General features: G+C 72.1%; 14 protein-coding genes. 6 read left to right on the forward strand and 8 right to left on the reverse strand.

The window, feature by feature from the left end:
* Positions 1-8: 8 nt before the first annotated feature.
* Positions 9-2,681, reverse strand: a complete 2,673-nt coding sequence (gene lanKC, locus AB0D18_RS33210) for a class III lanthionine synthetase LanKC (protein ID WP_362427131.1) — start codon at positions 2,679-2,681, stop codon at positions 9-11.
* Between the two features lie 168 nt (positions 2,682-2,849).
* Between lanKC and AB0D18_RS33215 the strand changes: the two genes are divergently transcribed.
* Together AB0D18_RS33215 and AB0D18_RS33220 are read left to right on the forward strand one after the other, a co-directional pair.
* Positions 2,850-3,341 carry a nuclear transport factor 2 family protein gene (locus AB0D18_RS33215; protein WP_362427134.1) on the forward strand — a complete coding sequence of 164 codons (492 nt, stop codon included), beginning with the start codon at positions 2,850-2,852 and terminating at the stop codon, positions 3,339-3,341.
* Positions 3,342-3,436: 95 nt separating this feature from the next.
* Positions 3,437-4,276 carry an SDR family oxidoreductase gene (locus AB0D18_RS33220; protein WP_362427137.1) on the forward strand — a complete coding sequence of 280 codons (840 nt, stop codon included), beginning with the start codon at positions 3,437-3,439 and terminating at the stop codon, positions 4,274-4,276.
* Positions 4,277-4,322: 46 nt separating this feature from the next.
* On the opposite strand, the gene AB0D18_RS33225 is transcribed toward AB0D18_RS33220, so the two are convergent.
* Together AB0D18_RS33225 and AB0D18_RS33230 are read right to left on the reverse strand one after the other, a co-directional pair.
* The gene (locus AB0D18_RS33225) at positions 4,323-4,886 is read right to left on the reverse strand and encodes a hypothetical protein (RefSeq protein ID WP_362427140.1); all 564 of its coding nucleotides are present in this window, start codon (positions 4,884-4,886) and stop codon (positions 4,323-4,325) included.
* Positions 4,887-4,966: 80 nt separating this feature from the next.
* Entirely contained in the window at positions 4,967-5,920 is a 954-nt protein-coding gene (locus AB0D18_RS33230) for a DUF5829 family protein (RefSeq protein ID WP_362427143.1), read from the reverse strand.
* A gap of 145 nt (positions 5,921-6,065) precedes the next feature.
* On the opposite strand from AB0D18_RS33230, the gene AB0D18_RS33235 reads away from it, so the two are divergent.
* Positions 6,066-7,148, forward strand: a complete 1,083-nt coding sequence (locus AB0D18_RS33235) for a serine hydrolase (RefSeq protein ID WP_362427146.1) — start codon at positions 6,066-6,068, stop codon at positions 7,146-7,148.
* A 24-nt stretch (positions 7,149-7,172) separates the two neighbouring features.
* Here AB0D18_RS33235 and AB0D18_RS33240 read toward each other — a convergent pair whose 3' ends face one another.
* The 3 genes from AB0D18_RS33240 to AB0D18_RS33250 form a co-directional block, all read right to left on the reverse strand.
* Positions 7,173-8,732, reverse strand: coding sequence for a SulP family inorganic anion transporter (locus AB0D18_RS33240; RefSeq protein WP_362427149.1), 1,560 nt, complete (start codon positions 8,730-8,732; stop codon positions 7,173-7,175).
* Positions 8,733-8,786: 54 nt separating this feature from the next.
* Positions 8,787-9,404, reverse strand: coding sequence for a carbonic anhydrase (locus AB0D18_RS33245; protein ID WP_362427174.1), 618 nt, complete (start codon positions 9,402-9,404; stop codon positions 8,787-8,789).
* A gap of 409 nt (positions 9,405-9,813) precedes the next feature.
* Positions 9,814-10,920: a Xaa-Pro peptidase family protein gene (locus tag AB0D18_RS33250; protein ID WP_362427152.1), complete on the reverse strand. Its 1,107-nt coding sequence runs from the start codon at positions 10,918-10,920 to the stop codon at positions 9,814-9,816.
* A gap of 116 nt (positions 10,921-11,036) precedes the next feature.
* Here AB0D18_RS33250 and argG point away from each other — a divergent pair, with 116 nt between their 5' ends.
* On the forward strand, positions 11,037-12,482 hold the full coding sequence (gene argG / locus AB0D18_RS33255) for an argininosuccinate synthase (protein ID WP_362427155.1): 1,446 nt from the start codon (positions 11,037-11,039) through the stop codon (positions 12,480-12,482).
* On the opposite strand, the gene AB0D18_RS33260 is transcribed toward argG, so the two are convergent.
* On the reverse strand, positions 12,479-13,504 hold the full coding sequence (locus tag AB0D18_RS33260; RefSeq protein ID WP_362427177.1) for a MerR family transcriptional regulator: 1,026 nt from the start codon (positions 13,502-13,504) through the stop codon (positions 12,479-12,481). The genes argG and AB0D18_RS33260 overlap by 4 nt on opposite strands.
* Positions 13,505-13,665: 161 nt before the next feature.
* On the opposite strand from AB0D18_RS33260, the gene AB0D18_RS33265 reads away from it, so the two are divergent.
* Both AB0D18_RS33265 and AB0D18_RS33270 read left to right on the forward strand, forming a co-directional pair.
* Positions 13,666-15,201, forward strand: a complete 1,536-nt coding sequence (locus tag AB0D18_RS33265; protein WP_362427158.1) for an alpha/beta hydrolase — start codon at positions 13,666-13,668, stop codon at positions 15,199-15,201.
* A 159-nt stretch (positions 15,202-15,360) separates the two neighbouring features.
* A complete protein-coding gene (locus tag AB0D18_RS33270) occupies positions 15,361-17,076 on the forward strand; it encodes a glycoside hydrolase family 18 protein (protein ID WP_362427160.1) in 1,716 nt (571 codons plus the stop codon).
* A 153-nt stretch (positions 17,077-17,229) separates the two neighbouring features.
* On the opposite strand, the gene AB0D18_RS33275 is transcribed toward AB0D18_RS33270, so the two are convergent.
* On the reverse strand, positions 17,230-17,886 hold the full coding sequence (locus AB0D18_RS33275) for a class F sortase (RefSeq protein WP_362427162.1): 657 nt from the start codon (positions 17,884-17,886) through the stop codon (positions 17,230-17,232).
* Positions 17,887-18,045 lie beyond the last annotated feature (159 nt).

Genomic DNA, 18,045 nt, shown 5'->3' on the forward strand with positions numbered 1-18,045 from the left:
GTTTCCTCTCATTGGGGACGGTGTTCTTGCGGTACGGCCCCTTGACGGGACCGGTTCGTGGGCCGCCGGAGCGGCGGCAGGAAGGGCAGCTGCGCGGGCCGGTCCTCGACGGTCGGCAGACCGGAGGCGGCGGCGAGTGCCAGCAGGCAACCGGCGGTGCCGGTCGCCAGGTCCATGGAAAGGCGCATCATCTGCTCGCCGGGGAAGGCGAGCCGGCCCTGGTGGGGCACGGCGTGCCAGGCGAGCGCGTCGATCTGGCGCCGTACGTCGGCGGGCCGGGTGCCGGGTCCGCCGGTCGTCGTGCGGCTCAGGTGGAGCACCATGCCGGCGGCGCCCCGGAACAGTCCGGGCTGCGCGTAGAAGGTGGCCTGCGCGGCGGCCACGATGTCCCGGCGCGCCCGCTCGAAGTCGCCGTCCCGGCCGCCGGGGTCGGGGCGGTGCGCGAGGAGGTCGTCGAGGACCATCCCGATGCCGACGCTGCCCGCTCCGAGGTACGGCATCGTGCGCCAGCCCTCGTCGACCTGGAGGGTGCCGCTCGCACTGCGCACGCACCGGCCGAGGTCACGGCGCAGCGCGTCGGCGGCCAGATCGAGCAGGGCGGCGTCGTCGGTGCGTTCGTACAGCCGCAGGAAGAGGAGGGCGCGCCCGGAAGCCCCGTACAGGAGCCCGGCGCGCTGCGCCTTCCCGCCGGGTGTGCCGTCGTGCGGCCGGGCGATCAGGTCGGCGCAGCGCAGCGCCGCGTCGTGCAGGGCGCGCTCGCCGGTCGCCGTGCCGAGCGCGTCGAGAGCGAGGCCGAGGCCGGCAAGGCCGCTGTGCAGATCGGGGGAGAGGACCTCCCACGGCTGGGCGAGGGCGAGTTCGGCCAGTTCCAGGGCGCGGGCGCGGTGGCCGAGCCGGTCCAGCGTCCAGGCGACGCCCGCCAGGCCGTCGTAGAAGCCGAGCGGAGTACCGGACTCCGGCTCTTTCGTACGGGCCAGCAGCCACTCCTCGCCCGCCGCGGAGCGACCGGCACCGCTCTCGGCCAGCGCGTACAGCACCCCGGCCGTGCCGTACCCGAAGCTCTGGCCGCCGCCGGCGGTGGCGAACTGGGCGATGTCGCCGGGGAAACACCGGTCCTCGCGGCCGGGCGTCGCAGAGGCCAGGATCGCGCCCGCGAGGGAGTCGCGGCTGTCCGGCCAGTCGCCGGGGGCGACGGGGAGATACGGTTCCGCGCCTGCCTTCGCGTACGAGCCGGGGACGGGCCGTTCCGCCGACGGATCGCGCAGTATCTCCTCGACCGCCTCCCGCAGAAAGGATTCCGCGACCGGGAACTGCCGGGCCGCGATCGTGGCCAGATGGGCCGACTTCGCACGGTCCAGTACGAGCAGGCTGGTCAGCGGTATGAACAGAGAGAGCCGCAGACAGGCCAGCGCGTACCGGTCGACGTCGAAGCCGCGCCGGTCGGCGGGTGCCACGAACGCCGGGTTGGCGACGGTCTGCCGCCGGTTCTCGACGGCCGGCGCGGCGGCCTCGAAGTCGAGCAGCACCACGGACGACTCGTCCTCGGACACCATGATGTTGAACAGGTGCAGGTCGTTGAAGACCACCCCGCGCGAGTGGACCGCGGCCACCGCCTCCGTCACCAGCGCGTGGATGCGCAGCGCCCACGCCGTGTACTCGGCGAGCCGCTCGGGCCCCGGATCGGCCTCGATCAGCGGATGGCGGCGGGCGAAGAAGGAGTTGAGCGGCTTGCCCTCGACGAACTCCAGGACCAGGAAGTGGTGGTCGCCCAGCACGAAGGAGTCCAGCACCTCGGGCGTGCAGCCGAGCCCGGACAGCCGCTCCAGCGCGTCCTGTTCGCGCTTCAGCCGGGCCACCGCGTCCGCCCCGTCGGCCGCGAGCCCCGCGTGCGGCCTGGCCTCCTTGAGGACCACCTTGGCCCCGGTCCTGCGGTCCTTCCCGACGTACACCCCGCCGCCGTTGGAGAAGTGCAGCGCCTGCTCGATCACGTACGGCAGGTCCGCGACGGTCGCGGCGGCCCGCGCGTCCAGGTGCGGCCGCAGCCACTCGGGCGCCTCGATCCACTCCGGTATGCGGAAGGCGGGCCCGCGCACGTCGGGCACGAGCACCCCCTCGGCGTTCTCCAGGGCCGGCTGCAGTTCGCCGTTCTCGTCGTAGCAGTTCCGCAGGGTGAAGCTGCCGTACCGCAGGTACACCGGACCCGCGCCCCAGCGCAGGTCGCTCAGGACGTACGGCCCCTGCGATCCGGCAAGGGCCGCGTCCAGGTCGGCGGCGACGGTACGGCACTCCTCGTCGTCGGCCGGATAGACGGTGATGAACTTGCCGCTGGCCGCGCGGTCCGCGTACTTGGCGTTGCGGTTGTGCAGCAGGTACCGGCTCGGTACGAACTTGAAGGCGATGGAGCGCGGCACGCAGTACGCCATGACCTGCTCAAGGACCGACTCCGCGTTGTCCAGCGTGGCCGACACGTGGATCTTCCAGCCCTGGTAGGGCAGCCGGCTCTCCACGGGCCGCAGCGCGAGCCAGTCCCCCGACCGGTGCCGCTGCCAGCCCTCGGGCACCGGAAGCGTGGCCGCCGTGTACAGGGCGCCCCTGCCGCCCTGCGCCTCGGCGCTCATCCGGTGCGGCGCGTCGTAGAAGTGCCGATCCGCGTCGCAGAACACGGCATACCCCTTGTTCACGCGCTCTCCTTCGGCTGCTCTCCGACCTGCTGACGGACCGAATCTGTCACGCGGCCGCAGGGGCCGGACAGTCACAGCTGTCACCATCCGACCGTGCGGAACTCACAGGTAACCGGGCGGGACGAGGCGCTTGACCTCAAGCGCGCTTGAGGACCCAGGATCCTGCTCATGAACAGCGACGCACCGCACACCGAGATCCGTTCCCTGACCGACCGGGCCGAGATCACCGACCTCTTCGACCGCTACCTGCGCTCCCTCGACGACCCCGGCCAGGAGTACGACGCGCGCTGGGCCGCCTCCTTCTTCACGGCGGACGCGAGCACCGCGACGCCCGCAGGAGAGGTGCGCGGGGCCGCCGCGGTCCGTACGAACCTGGCGACGGCGATGCGGCTCTTCACCCGCACCGTGCACTTCGGCTCGAACTACGTGATCGAGGTCAAGGGCGACCGGGCCACCCTGCACGGCAACCAGCTCAGCACCCATGTCCTGGCTTCCGACGGGGAGTTGTTCCTCTCCGCAGGCCGCACCGACAACGCACTCGTCCGCACCGCCGCGGGCTGGCGGCTGAGCCGCGCGGACCTGCACATCGCCTGGACGCAGGGCAACCCGCCGGTGCTGCCGCCCGAACTCGGCGCCGTACGGGGCGCCTCGGTCCGTTAGCCGGGCCTCGCATACGATCGACATCGCCGCATCACCGCATCACCGCATTTCACCCCACCACCGGCCACCGGGCCGTCCTCGGAGGATCAACTGCCATGTCCGCTCAGCGAGTTGTCATCGTCACCGGCGGCGGGACGGGCATCGGGGCCGCCACCGCCCGGCTGCTGAGCGCCGGCGGGCACCAGGTCGTCGTGTCGGGGCGGCGCCCCAAACCGCTGCACGCCGTCGCCGAGGAGACCGGGGCCCTGGCCCACCCGGCCGACACCGGCGACCCCGAAGCCGTACGGGGACTGGTGGAGGCCACCGTCGCCGCGTACGGCCGGATCGACGGGATCGTCCTCAACGCGGGCATCGGGCGGGGTGGCGGCGTGGGTGAAATCTCCCTCGACGACTGGGAGTTGGTGATGCGCACCAACCTCACAGGACCCTTCCTGCTGCTGCGCGCCGCGCTCCCGCACCTGCTCGAAGCACGCGGATCCGTCGTCGCCGTCGCCTCGGTCTCCGCACTGCGCAACGGTGTCGGCAACGCGGTGTACGCCACGTCCAAGGCCGCGCTGCTCCAGCTGTGCCGTTCGGTGGCCGTCGACTACGGGGCGCGCGGAGTGCGGGCCAACACCGTGTGCCCGAGCTGGGTGCGTACCGACATGGCGGACCGGCGGATGGCGCGCTTCGCCGACGAGGCGGGGCTGACCGGAGGGGCCGGGAGCGACGGACGTACGGCGGCGGACGCCGCGTACGAGGAGGCGACCCGGCTCGTCCCCGCAGGCCGGCCCGGCGAACCGGAGGAGGTCGCCGAGGCCGTCGCGTGGCTGCTCTCGCCCGCAGCCTCGTTCGTCAACGGGGCGGTGCTCACCGTCGACGGCGGGGTGACGGCGGTCGACCCGGGGACCGTCGCCTTCGACTTCCACGTCGCACCACGGTCAGCGCGGCAGTAGACGGGAGGTGGGAGGTGGGAGGTGGGCGATCGTGGTGGCGCCGGGCCTACCCGGCGTCCGTCACCCAGGTCGTCTTGTTCTCGTGCCTGCCGGCCACGATCTGCGGGCAGGCCAGGCGCAGTGCGTCGGCCAGGAGTTGGACGTCGTTCGCCGGCGGGTTGTAGGCCGCCCGGGTGCGGTAGGTCCTGCGGCCCACCCGTAGCTCCAGGATGCTGTCGCCCCTGCTGTCCGTCGACCGGTAGCCGACGGTGAGCGGCCGCATCTCCGTCACCGAGGAGAGCGGGCGCGTGGTCTCGGTGCCGCGACGCTGCCGCAGCACCAGGACCGCCGGCGGGCCCGGCCGGATGTCGACCGAGACGACGGAGCGCCTGTCGCGCAGCCACGGCGGTATCAGGAGGCTCCCCCAGAAGACCGCGAAAATGGTGCCCAGGGCCAGCCCGATGAGCGGGGCGGCGACGCAGGCCGCGCCCACGCCGATCAGGTGCATCCCCGTCACGACGACGCCGTCGCTCCAGTCGCGCTGCCGGGGGTGGGGGTTGCGGAACATCTCCCAGTGGAAGGCGTCGTTCGGGGGGCCGGTGGAGGGGCCGGTTCTCGAGTCCTCGGTCACAGGGACAGGATGACGGCCCCGTCCGTACGCGGGAAGTGGGCGGCGGGAGATTCAGGGAGCAGAAGTGTGTCCCGGGCTGTTCAGGGCTTCGGGCTGTCGAAGTTCCACACCGCGCGGAGGCCGGGGCCGACGGTCAGCGTCGAGTTGCCGAGGCGTTCTTCGTGGCGCTGCTTGACGGGCCGGTTGAGCGCCATCCCGACCTGCCGCAGCCCCGCCCGCTCCCGTGGCACGGCGTCGAGCCGGATGGTGGTGCCGCCGCCCTGCGCGACGATGCCGTCGCCCGCCACGTCTCGTACGGCGAACCCGCCCGCCTTCAGCAGCGGCACCGTATTGGCGAGGTCGCGTGCGGTGACCGCGAGGCGGATGGAGGTCACGTCGCGCATCAGCCGGTCCTGGTAGGTGTCGGCCAGCACGCGCTCGCGGCCCACGTCGCCGGGGTAGCTGGCGGGCTCGGTCTTGCTGCGCGGGTCGGCGAAGTACTCCTGCCGGTTCTCCATCCCCCAGGCCCCGAAGGCGTCGTAGGCGTCGGTGGTGAACACGGCGTCGAACCACGGCACCGGGATCCCGTCGCCGAAGTCGCGCGTCTGGGCGAACTCGACCGGGTGCTCGATGCCCAGCTCCCGCATCCGCCGGATCACCTCCGCCAGCTCGCCGCTCCGTTCGACCGAGACGCCCATCCCGCCGGCGCCGAGAGTGCCGTCCTGGCCCGGCACGTCGCCCACCCCGAAGACTTCGAGGTAGGTCTCCCGGCCCAGCAGATAGCGGCCGGTCCAGGTCTCGCCGCCGGAGCCCGTGGTCGTACGGACCTGGAAGTTGGCGAACTCGCGCAGATAGGCGGAGTGCTCGACGGCGTCGGCGGTGGCTCGGTCGAACACGCCGTAAGCGTGGTTGTACAGCAGCAACTGCCGCTGTCCGGAAGGCGGTTGCTCCTTCCCGGCCGGGGCGGCCAGCGCACTCTTTTGGGCCACTCCGGTGAGAGCGACGGCGGGGACAACGGCCAGTTGCAGTACTCGGCGACGCAGCATGCGAAGCATCGTAGAACGTGTGTGCCCGGCGCGACGGCGAATTCGGACAGATTCAGGGCTCTGTCGCGGCTCTGTGGCGGCTCTGTCGCGCCGAGCGGCGCCAGGGGATGATCACCATGGCGTACGACCCCGGCGATTTCGGAGGAACAGCACCATGCACACCACGGATCAGCTCCTCGACGGCAGCCCCGCCCCGGCTGATCCGTGGGAAGGCGTGGACCCGCAAGCGCTGGCCCGTGCCGCCCGCGAACAGTTCGCGCGACCGGTCCCCGGCATCGAGGACATGGCCGGCTACCTCGCCGCCCAGGTCGCCGACGACACCCACCGGGGCGTCCTGGGGCCGCTGTTGGGCGGGAAGGACCCGAGCGGCGTCGTCGTACGGCGCGGGACGGTCGTCGCGTCGTGGGGCGACCCGGCCCGCGAGGAGATGGCGTACAGCGCGACGAAGAGCGTGCTGTCGCTGGTCGCCGGGACCGCGTACGACGACGGGCTGCTGCACCTCGACGAACCGGTGTCCGCCGTTGTCGACCTGCCCCAGTTCGAGGGTGCGCACGGGCGCGCGATCACCTGGCGCCACCTGCTGGACCAGACCAGCCAGTGGGAGGGCGAACTCTGGTCCAAGCCGACCTCCGTCGACGCGCAGAGCACCCGGGAGGGCACCGAGTCGGCCGGCGGCCCGCCGGGGGAGGGCTGGGCCTACAACGACGTACGCGTCAATCTCGCCGCGCTCGCCCTGACCGCGCTCGTCCGCCGCCCGCTGCCCGAGCTCCTCCAGGACCGGATCATGACCCCGGTCGGGGCGTCGGCCGCCTGGTCCTGGCACGGCTACCGCAATTCCTTCGTGGACCTCGACGGGAGCCGCGCCCCCGTGGTCTCCGGCGGTGCGCACTGGGGCGGCGGCCTGTGGATCAGCGCCCTCGACCTGGCCCGTCTCGGCCAACTGTGCCTGCGCGGCGGCCGGTGGGGCGACCGGCAGGTCGTCTCCGCCCGCTGGATCGAGGAATTGTGGACCCCGTGCGCGGTCAAACCCCAGTACGGGCTGTCCTGGTGGCTCAACGACGACCGCACGGTCTGGCCCACCGCCCCCGCCACCGGCCGCTGCGCCCGCGGCAACGGCGGCGCCCACCTCCTCTGGGTCGATCCGGCCCGCGACCTGGTGGTCAGCTCCCGCTGGGGCACCGACCCGGAAACCCTGCTGGCCGAGGTGTCGAAGGCGGTGGAGCCGAACGAAGGGTGAAGTCGCTGCGCCCGGCCCGCGTGGTCACGCCGAGCCGGGCGGCGCCGCCTCCACCGGACACGTCCTCATCCGTACCGCCTCCGTCCCGCTGTCGTTGTGCCGTATCGCCCAGTTCTCCAGCGTCGTGCGGCAGGCGTGGTCCAGGTGGTGCACGGAGGTCAGGTCCAGGTCTATGGGCCGGTCCTTGGGCAGGGCCTCCAGTGTCTCCAGGATGCGGGGGAGGCGCAGGAAGGTGGCGTTGCCGGTCAGGGTGACGATCAGCCGACCGCCGGTCAACTCCCGTACGTTCACCTGTGCTTGGGAGGTTTCCCAGGCGGACTTGGCCACCGCGAGCCCCAGCCCGATCAGTACCCCCTCGAACATGTTGGTCACCACGATGGCGACCGCGGTGGTGACCAGCACCAGGGCCTCGCCCCGGTGGGTGCGTACGAGCGGGACGATGTCCTTCACCGGCAGCAGCTTGAAGCCCGCGTGCACGAGGACGCCCGCGAGTGCGGCGAGCGGGATGATGCCGAGCGCGGCCGGCAGCAGTACGGCGAACAGCAGCAGCCAGCCGCCGTGCACGATCCGCGAGAGCGGAGTGCGGGCGCCCGCCTGGACGTTGGCGGAGCTGCGGACGATGACCGCGGTCATCGGCAGCGCCCCGAGCACGCCGCACACCGTGTTCCCGACGCCCTGCGCGACGAGTTCCTTGTCGTAGTGCGTACGCGGACCGTCGTGCATGCGGTCCACGGCGGCCGCGCTGAACAGCGACTCCGCGGACGCGATCAGGGTGAACGCCAGCACGGTGCCGAGCACCGCGACACTGCCCAGTGCGGCCAGGTCGCCGAGCCCCGGCGGCTGTATCGCCCCGATCAGCCCCCGTACGGTCACGTTCGCCACGTCGAGCCGCAGCCCGGCGGCCACCGCGGTGGCGAGGGCGACGGCGGCCAGCGGCGCCGGCACCCGCCGCACGGACGCGGGCAGCTTCGGCCACAGCACGAGTACGGCTATGGTGCCGAGCCCGATGCCCGCGGCGGTCAGCGCGGCGGGGTCGGTGAAGGTGTCGACGGCGAGTGCGGGCAGTCCGGCGATCTTGCCGAGGCCGGAGCGCGGCTGCTCGGCCCCGGTCATTCCGTAGAGCTGCCCGAGGATCAGTATGAGCCCGATGCCGGCCAGCATGCCCTGTACGACGGAGACCGAGATGGCACGGAACCACCGCCCGCAGCGCAGCAGTCCGAGGGCGATCTGCAGCACACCGGTGAGCAGCACGATCGCACCGAGCATGCCGAGCCCGAACTCCCGCACCGCCTCGAAGACGAGCACGGTCAGTCCGGCGGCGGGCCCGCTCACCTGGAGGGCGCTGCCCGGCAGGCAGCCGACGACGAGTCCGCCGACGATGCCGGTGACCAGACCGAGTTCGGCCGGGACGCCGGAGGCGACCGCCACGCCGACGCACAGCGGCAGGGCGACCAGGAAGACGACGAGCGAGGCGAGCAGATCCTGGCGCAGGACGCCGGGTTCACGCAGCGCGCGGAAGGGTTCGCGGAAGGAGCGGAAAGAGCGGAAGGAGCGGAAGGAGGGGAGTGCGGAGCGAGGAGGCATGAGGGTGGGGGTCCTGTCCTGGAGAGCCGACCGGTCGGTGGTGCGCGGCGGCTCTCACAGCGGACCGAACGCAGGCCGCACGCCTGCGACTTGAGGCTCGCCCTGGATTTCGGGCGAGACCGGCCGGTGCGTGGTGACGGTCCCCGTGTGGACCTCGTAGTACCAGGCGTGCAGGGTGAGGGTGCCGTCGGCTATGCGCTCCCGTACGCAGGGGTAGGCGTGCAGCCTCGCCACCTGCGCGAGCACGTGTGCCTGCACGGCTTCGGCCACGTCGGGCATGGCGGGTGCGACGGAGCGGACGGCGGCGTCCGGGGCGACGGAGTGCTCCAGCCAGTCGCGTACGGCCGGTACGTCCGACAGGTCATCGCCCCGTACGAGCGCGCCGACCGCGCCGCAGTGCGAGTGCCCGCACACCACGATGTCGCGGACGCCGAGCACCCGCACCGCGTACTCGATGGTGGCCGCCTCGCCCTGCGGGGGGCGGGTGCGGCATTCGGTGGGGTAGCGCGGTACGACATTGCCCGCCGTACGGAGTTCGAAGAGCTCGCCGGGACGCGCCCCGGTGATCAGGGCCGGTACGACGCGCGAGTCGGAACAGGTGATGAACAGGGCTTCGGGCGACTGCCCGGCCCCGAGGGCCCGGAAGGCCGCTGCGTTCCGGGGGTCCGCCACGTGAGTGGCGGCGAAAGAACGGGCGTTGTCGATCAGAGACTTCAAGGTGGCCTGCCTCCTGCGCCGCTCGGCGTGGGGCCGGGACGCGGTGTGGTCGGGTCGATGGTCGCGAGGGGGCGGCGCGGAGGCCGCTGTTGGCAGCGGATTCCGCGCCGCCCCGGCAAACAGCCTGGACGACTGCCGTGTCTCTCACTTTGCCATCGTATTAACCTCTGATGACAGAGCCAAAACCTGCCAAAGATTGAGTGATAACCGCCCCTGAACAGGGAGTTGGTCTAGACATCGGCCGTTGGGCAGGGTTTGGTGTGCAGATTGCGTGGTGACAAGGAGACATTCCGTTTGTACCCCGTTAACAGGTTCGACCCGCGCGTAGGCCCGTGACAGAACCCGTGACAGAACGGGCCGGGTCTCACAGCACCGTAAGTGCACGGCTCGTCAGATTGAGCCGCTCACCCCCGTCCTCCGTGCACACCACGATGTCCTCGATCCGCGCCCCGTACCGGCCGTCCAGATAGATGCCCGGCTCCACGGAGAAGGCCATGCCGGGCTCCAGTTCCTGCGCGGAACCGGCCAGGATGTAGGGCTCCTCGTGCGTCTCAAGGCCGATGCCGTGCCCGGTGCGATGGATGAAGTACGGGCCGAACCCCGCCTCGGTGATCAAGTCCCGCCCGACCGCGTCGAGTTCACCGGACGTGAGACCCGGCCGCACCGCGTCCGTCTGGGCCTGCTGGGCGGCCAGCAGCACTTCGTACAGGCGCAGGTACTCCGGCGTCGCCTCGCCGATCACGTACGTGCGCGTGGAGTCCGAGCAGTAGCCGTCCGCCGTGGTGCCGCCGATGTCGACCACGACCGGGTCGCCGGGCTCGATCGCCCGGTCGGACAGCTCGTGGTGCGGACTGGCGCTGTTCGGCCCGGAGCCGACGATGACGAAGTCCACCCGGACGTGCCCCTCGTCGACGATCGCCGCGGCGATGTCCCGGCCGACCTCGCGCTCGGTACGCCCGGCCCGCAGCCACTCGCCCATCCGGGAGTGCACCCGGTCGATGGCGGCCCCGGCCCGCCGCAACGCCTCGACCTCCGCCGGGACCTTGCGGATCCGCAGCGCACCCAGCACCTGCCCGGCCAGCTCCTGGCGGGCGCCGGGCAGTGCGGCACGGAAGGCGAAGGCCTTCTCGGCCCACATGTGGTTGTCCACGGCGACGGCGGCAGTACGGTCCGGCAGCCGGGCGGCGACCAGCGCGTACGGGTCCTCGGTCTCGCCCCACCCGACGACCTCGATGCCGAGGCCCGCGACCGGAGAGGCGAGCGCGGCGGCCCGCTCCAGCTCCGGAACCACGAGGAAGGCGTCTCCCGCCGCGGGAACGACGAGACAGGTGAGCCGCTCCAGGGGGTGCGCCTCGTACCCCGTCAGATAGTGCAGATCCGCACCGGGACTGATCAACAGGGCATCGAGTCCGGCGCTCGCGGTGGCCTTGGCGGCGCGGACGAGCCGGTCGGGGGAGTAGAGAGTGTCCATGGGGGCATCGTGCCAGCACGGGCCAGGCCACCCGCTCCATGAACGGTTGGCCCGCCACGGGCACGGCACCCGGCTCCGACTTTGCATGACCATGCGACGTCATGCATAATCTTCCTATGTCTAAGGTCCTCACCTCCCTCCCCGCCGGCGAGCGCGTCGGCATCGCCTTCTCGGGCGGTCTCGATACCTCCGTCGCCGTCGCGTGGATGCGCGACAAGGGTGCCGTTCCGTGCACCTACACCGCCGACATCGGCCAGTACGACGAGCCCGACATCGAGTCGGTGCCGGGCCGTGCGCAGGCGTACGGCGCGGAGATCGCACGCCTGGTCGACTGCCGTGCGGCCCTGGTCGAGGAGGGGCTCGCGGCCCTCACCTGCGGCGCGTTCCACATCCGCTCGGGCGGGCGGGCGTACTTCAACACCACGCCGCTCGGCCGGGCCGTCACCGGCACCCTCCTGGTGCGGGCGATGCTGGAGGACAACGTCCAGATCTGGGGCGACGGGTCGACCTTCAAGGGCAACGACATCGAGCGGTTCTACCGCTACGGGCTGCTCGCCAACCCGCACCTGCGGATCTACAAGCCCTGGCTGGACGCCGACTTCGTGACCGAGCTCGGCGGCCGCAAGGAGATGTCGGAGTGGCTGCTCGCCCACGAGCTGCCCTACCGCGACTCCACGGAGAAGGCGTACTCCACCGACGCCAACATCTGGGGCGCCACCCACGAGGCCAAGACACTGGAGCACCTGGACACCGGCGTCGAGACCGTCGAGCCGATCATGGGCGTACGGCACTGGGACCCGTCCGTCGAGATCGCCACCGAGGACGTCACGATCGGCTTCGACCAGGGCCGCCCGGTGACGATCAACGGCAAGGAGTTCGGCTCCCCCGTCGACCTCGTCATGGAGGCCAACGCCATCGGCGGCCGGCATGGCCTGGGCATGTCGGACCAGATCGAGAACCGGATCATCGAGGCCAAGAGCCGCGGCATCTACGAGGCCCCCGGCATGGCCCTGCTGCACATCGTGTACGAACGCCTCGTCAACGCCATCCACAACGAGGACACCGTCGCCCAGTACCACAACGAGGGCCGGCGCCTCGGCCGCCTCATGTACGAGGGCCGCTGGCTCGACCCGCAGGCGCTGATGGTCCGCGAGTCCCTCCAGCGCTGGGTCGGCGCCGCCGTCACCGGCGAGGTGACGCTGCGGCTGCGGCGCGGCGAGGACTACTCGATCCTCAACACCACGGGCCCGGCGTTCAGTTACCACCCGGACAAGCTGTCCATGGAGCGCACCGAGGACTCCGCGTTCGGCCCGGTCGACCGGATCGGCCAGCTCACCATGCGCAACCTCGACATCGCCGACTCCCGCGCCAAGCTGGAGCAGTACGCGAGCCTCGGCCTGATCGGCACCTCCAACCCCGCCATCGGCGCCGCCCAGGCCGCCGCCACCGGGCTGATCGGCAACATGCCGGAGGGCGGCGCCGAGGCCATCGCCTCGCGCGGCGAGGTCTCCGGCGACGACGAGATGCTGGACCGCGCCGCGATGGAATTCGGCACGGACTAGTCCGGAGCGTCGGGCGGGGCCCCTGGGATGCGGTTCACCCCAGGGGCCCCGCCGTTCCCGGTTGCCAGTCCGTCCAGGGCCGCGCACAGCCAGTCGTGTGCCGACCCCGGGGTCGGTGCCGGACGGTCGCCCGGCGGGGTGACCACCTGGGAGGCCAGCTCCCAGTACCAGTCGATACGGGGATCGGCCGCGAGCTGACCGGCCAGCATCCGGCGGAACTCCGGCGTGTCCCGGCTGCCGTACGCGCGCGCGTACGCGTCCACGAAGCTGTCCAGCGCCTCGCCCCCGGACGGCTCCCGCCCCCGCCGCATGTGCGCGCCCGCCAGTTCGTACGCCTCGGCCAGCGCCGCGTACAGTACGGCCGCCCCGCCGGCCCCCGCGGCCCGGTGTGCGGCGGGCTGGGGCTGCTCGGCGCCGGTGCACGGGCTCGTCGCGAAGGCGTGGAGCCGGGCGAAGGCGAGCACCTGGGCCGGTTGCGGGTCGTCGGGCGGCTGCGGGACCGCCACCTCCAGGAACGCGGAGGCCGCCCCGGCCGGCATCCGGGCCGGCAGCCAGCCGCGCCAGAACCGGGCCAGCGAGTCCGTGGTCGGCGGGGCGGTCACCGCGCCGACCAGCCGCAGCCGGTCGGCCCGTTCCCCGGGCGGGCACTCCTGCACCAGCCGCAGCCCGGCCTCCCGCCAGCGCAACGCCTTGAGCTGCGAGCCCAGTTCGCGCAACTGCCCCGCGACGGCGTCCTCCAGCACACTGCCCGCGCCACTCGCCGCGTCGGCCCCGTCCTCGCCGGCCTCGTCCTCGTCGAGGATGCGGTGCACTTCGCGCACCGGCAGGTCGAGGGTGCGCAGCGAGCGGATCAGCCGCAGCCGGTCCAGTGCGTCGGGGGCGTAGCGGCGGTGCCCGCCCGAGCTGCGGGAGGCCTCCGGCAGTAGCCCGCGCTCGGAGTAGAAGCGGACGGTCTTGACGGTGACGCCCGCATGCTCGGCGAGCTCACCGATGCTGCACAAACCGTCGTACGACGAGAACACCCGCACCCCCCGATGCCGTCCGGGCTCGGATTCGCCATGGCCCGTTGGCGCCAGGATACGGGGGAACGCTTGAACCTCCCCCTGGAGGAGTTTCTACCCTGCGGCGAACGGGGCCGGAAGATACGGACCGGCCCCGGCGACGACGTACTGAGGAGGGCCCCATGACTGCATTCATCCTGGTGTCGGGCATGTTCACCGGCGGACACGTGTGGGAGGCCACGGCCGCTCGGCTGACCGCGGCGGGTGCTGAGGTGCACACGGTGGCCCTCACCGGCACGGCCGGCCGTACGGCAGCGGGCGTCGACCTGGAGACGCACATCGCGGACGTACTCGCGGTCATCGACTCGGTCCGCGCGACGGCGGACGGGGTGGGTGGCGACCGGGAGATCGTGCTGGTCGGCCACGACTACGGCATCCACCCGGCGGTCGGTGCCGCCGACCGCCGCGCCGAGCACCTCACCCGGGTCGTCTACCTGGACTCCGGCATGCCGCAGGACGGCGTCCCGGCCCTGGCCGCACTGCCCGACCAGTCGCTGCGCGCACAGCTCGCCGAGTGGGCCGAAGTGGACGCAATGGAGGGTGAGTTGGCAGCACCGGCGCGTGACGAGTGGTCGCGCTGGGGGAGTGTCGAAGGACTCTCCGGCGCCGCACTGGACCGGCTCACCTCGCTCGCCGCACCGCAGCCGCTGGCCACCCTGCTCCAGCCGCTGAAGCTGACCGGAGCGGGTGCCGCGGTGCCCACCACCGGGGTGCTGTGCACCAGCAACGGTGCGAGCATCGACATGCTCCAGATGGTGGTGGGCCTCGGCGACCCCGCCATGCAGGCCCTGGCCGACCCTTCGGTGAGCTTCTTCGAACTCCCCACCGGGCACTGGCCGATGCTGTCCTGCCCCGCCGAACTGGCGGAGGTCCTGCGGCAGGCCGCGGCGGGCGAGGGGCGCCGACTGAAGCCGGCCGACGCCGTCGGAACGCCCCCGCACCTGGAGCCGTTCCTGCTGGACCTCCCCGACATCCCCCGCGAGCGGACCGGGAACATCGACCTGTACGTGCCCGAACTGGCTGACGGGTCAGGCGAGTTGCCCGCAGTGGTCGTCGTGCACGGCGGCCCGGTGCCCGCCGGGGTGCAGCCGACCCCGCGCGAGTGGCCAAGCCTCATGGGGTACGCCCGGTACGCGGCCGCCGAAGGGGTGGTGGGCGTCACCGTCGACCACCGGCTGCACGACGTCACGGACTATCCGCGCGCCGCCGCGGACATCGCCGCCGCCGTGGAACTCGTACGGGCCGACCCGAGGGTGGACGCGGACCGGGTCGCGCTCTGGTTCTTCTCCGGCAGTGGCCCGATCACGGCCGAGTGGCTGGCCTCGCCCCCGTCGTGGCTGCGCTGCCTGGCGGCCACGTACCCGATCCTGGCGCCGATGCCGAACTGGGGGCTGACCGGCAGCCGCTTCCACCCGGCGCAGGCGGTCGCCGGTGCGGGCAGCCTGCCCGTCGTGCTCACCAGGGTCGGGCTTGAGACGCCCGAAATCGCCGCCACGGTCGAGGAGTTCCTCGGCGCGGCCAAGGAGTGCGGTGCGCACGTCGAGGTGGTCGACGTACCGGAAGGACACCACGGCTTCGAGTCCCTCGACCGCACCGACGCATCACGCGAAGCCGTACACCGGGCGGTGCACGCGGTACTGGCCCACCTGAAGGCCTGAGAATCCGGGAGCGGGGATCGCCTTTGCTGCCAGAGGTCTTGACAACTCAAATGGTCTGGACCAGCTTGTACCCCCAACGGTGGCCACCGTCTCCCCACCCCGCCCCCACCCCGTCCCCACCCCCATCCCCGCCCCCACTCCTCTCCCCGGAGGCAGCACGTGGACCGCCAACGCCTGCCCGCAAGACGTCGCCCGGCCCTCGCGGCCGTGCTGACCGCAGCAGCCCTCGCCGCCGTCGGCATGGCAGCCGCACCCACCGCACTGGGCGCCGACCAGGCCGCCGACGTGAACGTGGCGAAGAACGCCGGATTCGAGTCCGGACTCGCCAACTGGACCTGTACCGCCGGTACTTCGGTCGACTCGCCCGTGCATGGCGGCACGTCCGCCCTCAAGGGCACCCCGGCCGGCCAGGACCACGCCCGCTGTACGCAGAGCGTCGCCGTCAAACCGGGCGCGACGTACACCCTGTCCGCCTGGACCCAGGGCGGGTACGCCTACCTGGGCGCGAGCGGCACCGGCGCCACCGACGTGTCGACCTGGTCGCCGGGCTCCACCGCCTGGAAGCAGCTGTCCACCACCTTCAAGGCAGGACCGAACACCAAGTCCGTCACCGTCTACACCCACGGCTGGTACGGCCAGGCCGCCTACTACGTCGACGACGTCTCCGTCTTCGGCCCCGACGGTGGCGGCGGCACCGACCCCGAGCCCGGCATCCCGGCCGCCCCCACCGGACTGACCGTCGGATCGCCGACCCCGTCCTCCCTCGCCCTGGCCTGGTCCGGAGTCTCCGGCGCCACCTCGTACCACATCTACCGTGGTGGAACGAAGCTCCAGTCGGCCACCGGCACCTCGGCCACCGTCTCCGGACTGACCGCCGACACCTCCTACGACTTCCAGGTCACCGCGGTGAACGCCGCAGGCGAATCCCCCAAGTCGGCGGTCGTGAGCGGCCGTACGTCCAAGGGCGGCACGGGCCCCGGCCCGAACCCCGACGTCCCCAAGCACGCCCTGACCGGCTACTGGCAGAACTTCAACAACGGCGCGACCGTCCAGAAGCTCCGCGACGTGCAGTCCCCGTACGACATCATCGCCGTGTCCTTCGCGGACTCCACGGCCACCCCCGGCCAGATCGTCTTCAACCTCGACCCGGCGGTGGGCTACGCCAATGTCGCCGACTTCAAGGCGGACATCGCGGCGAAGAAGGCGGCCGGCAAGTCGGTGATCATCTCGGTGGGCGGCGAGAAGGGCAACGTCACCATCAACAGCGACGCCTCCGCGACCGCCTTCGCCAACAGCGCGTACCAGCTGATGCAGGAGTACGGCTTCAACGGCGTCGACATCGACCTCGAACACGGCATCAACTCCACCTACCTGTCGAAGGCCCTGCACCAGCTGTCCGCGAAGGCCGGGCCGAACATGGTCCTCACCATGGCTCCGCAGACCATCGACATGCAGTCCACCGGCACCGAGTACTTCAAGTCGGCACTCGCCGTGAAGGACATCCTCACGGTCGTCAACATGCAGTACTACAACAGCGGTTCGATGCTCGGCTGCGACGGCAAGGTCTACAGCCAGGGCTCGGTGGACTTCCTCACCGCGCTCGCCTGCATCCAGCTGGAAGGCGGCCTCGACCCGTCCCAGGTCGGCCTCGGCGTCCCCGCCTCCACCCGCGGCGCGGGCAGCGGCTACGTGTCCCCGGCCATCGTCAACAACGCCCTGGACTGCCTCACCAAGGGCACCGGCTGCGGCACCTTCAAGCCCACGAAGACCTACCCGGGCCTGCGCGGCGCGATGACCTGGTCCACCAACTGGGACGCCACGGCGGGCAACGCCTGGTCGAACGCGGTCGGCCCGCACGTGCACGCACTGCCGTAAGGGCTGCAACTTCCCGATCCGCCCGTCGTACCGGCGGTCCGCACTTCAGGCGTACGCGCCTCAGGCCGTACGCGCCGCGGACCGCCGGTACTGGGCCGCCGGTACTGGGCCGCCGGTACTGGGCCGGCGGTACTGGCCTGGCGGGGATCGTGGTCACGGCCGGGTCCTGACCACCCCGGTGAGGTACGCGTACACGACCGTGTTCGCCGAATAGCCCCCGTCCTTGGAGAACGAGCCGCCGCAGGTGATCAGCCGCAGCTCCGCGCGGGCGGAGTGCCGGTAGACCTTCTCGCTGGGGAACTCCTCCTTCTCGTACTCCTCGACCGCGCCGACGGTGAAGACGGCGGTGCGGCCGTCCGCCCGCGCCACCCGCACCTCGCTGCCCGGTTCGAGCGCGTGCAGGCCGTAGAAGGCCGCGGGCCCGTGGCTGGTGTCGTAGTGACCGGCGACGACCGCGGTGCCGGTGCTGCCGGGGGCGACACCGCCACGGTCCCAGCCGGCCAGGTTCGCGTCGTCGGGCGGCGGCGGTACGAGCGTGTTGTCCGCGTCCCGGCCCAGCCCGGTCAGCGGCGCGTCCACGTCGATCGCCGGGATCTTCAGGCGGGCCGGAACGGCGGACGGCAGCGAGGGCGCCGGCGGCGGCGCGTCCGGGCCGAGGGCTCCGGCGTAGGCGCCAGGGGCGGAGGCACGGCCGGGGTCGTGCGGGTATCCGCCGTCGGAGATCGCGCGTCCGGCGGCGATGAGTACGACGACGACGAGCGCGGTCCGCGCGCGACGGCGCAGGTGCGCCGGGATCCAGGAGTCCGTCACGGCAGGCCCGCCGCGGTCCGGGAGTTCGCCATGGCGGTACGCACTCCTGGGGAGAAGGGGGCGAGGGGGGAGGGGGACGAGGGGGAGGGGCGCGTCACGCGGGCAGCTGGAGGGACTTGACCTCTTGGAACTCCTGGATGCCGTGGCGCCCCAGCTCAC

The organism is Streptomyces sp. NPDC048442 (assembly GCF_040651475.1).
GTDB lineage: Bacteria > Actinomycetota > Actinomycetes > Streptomycetales > Streptomycetaceae > Streptomyces.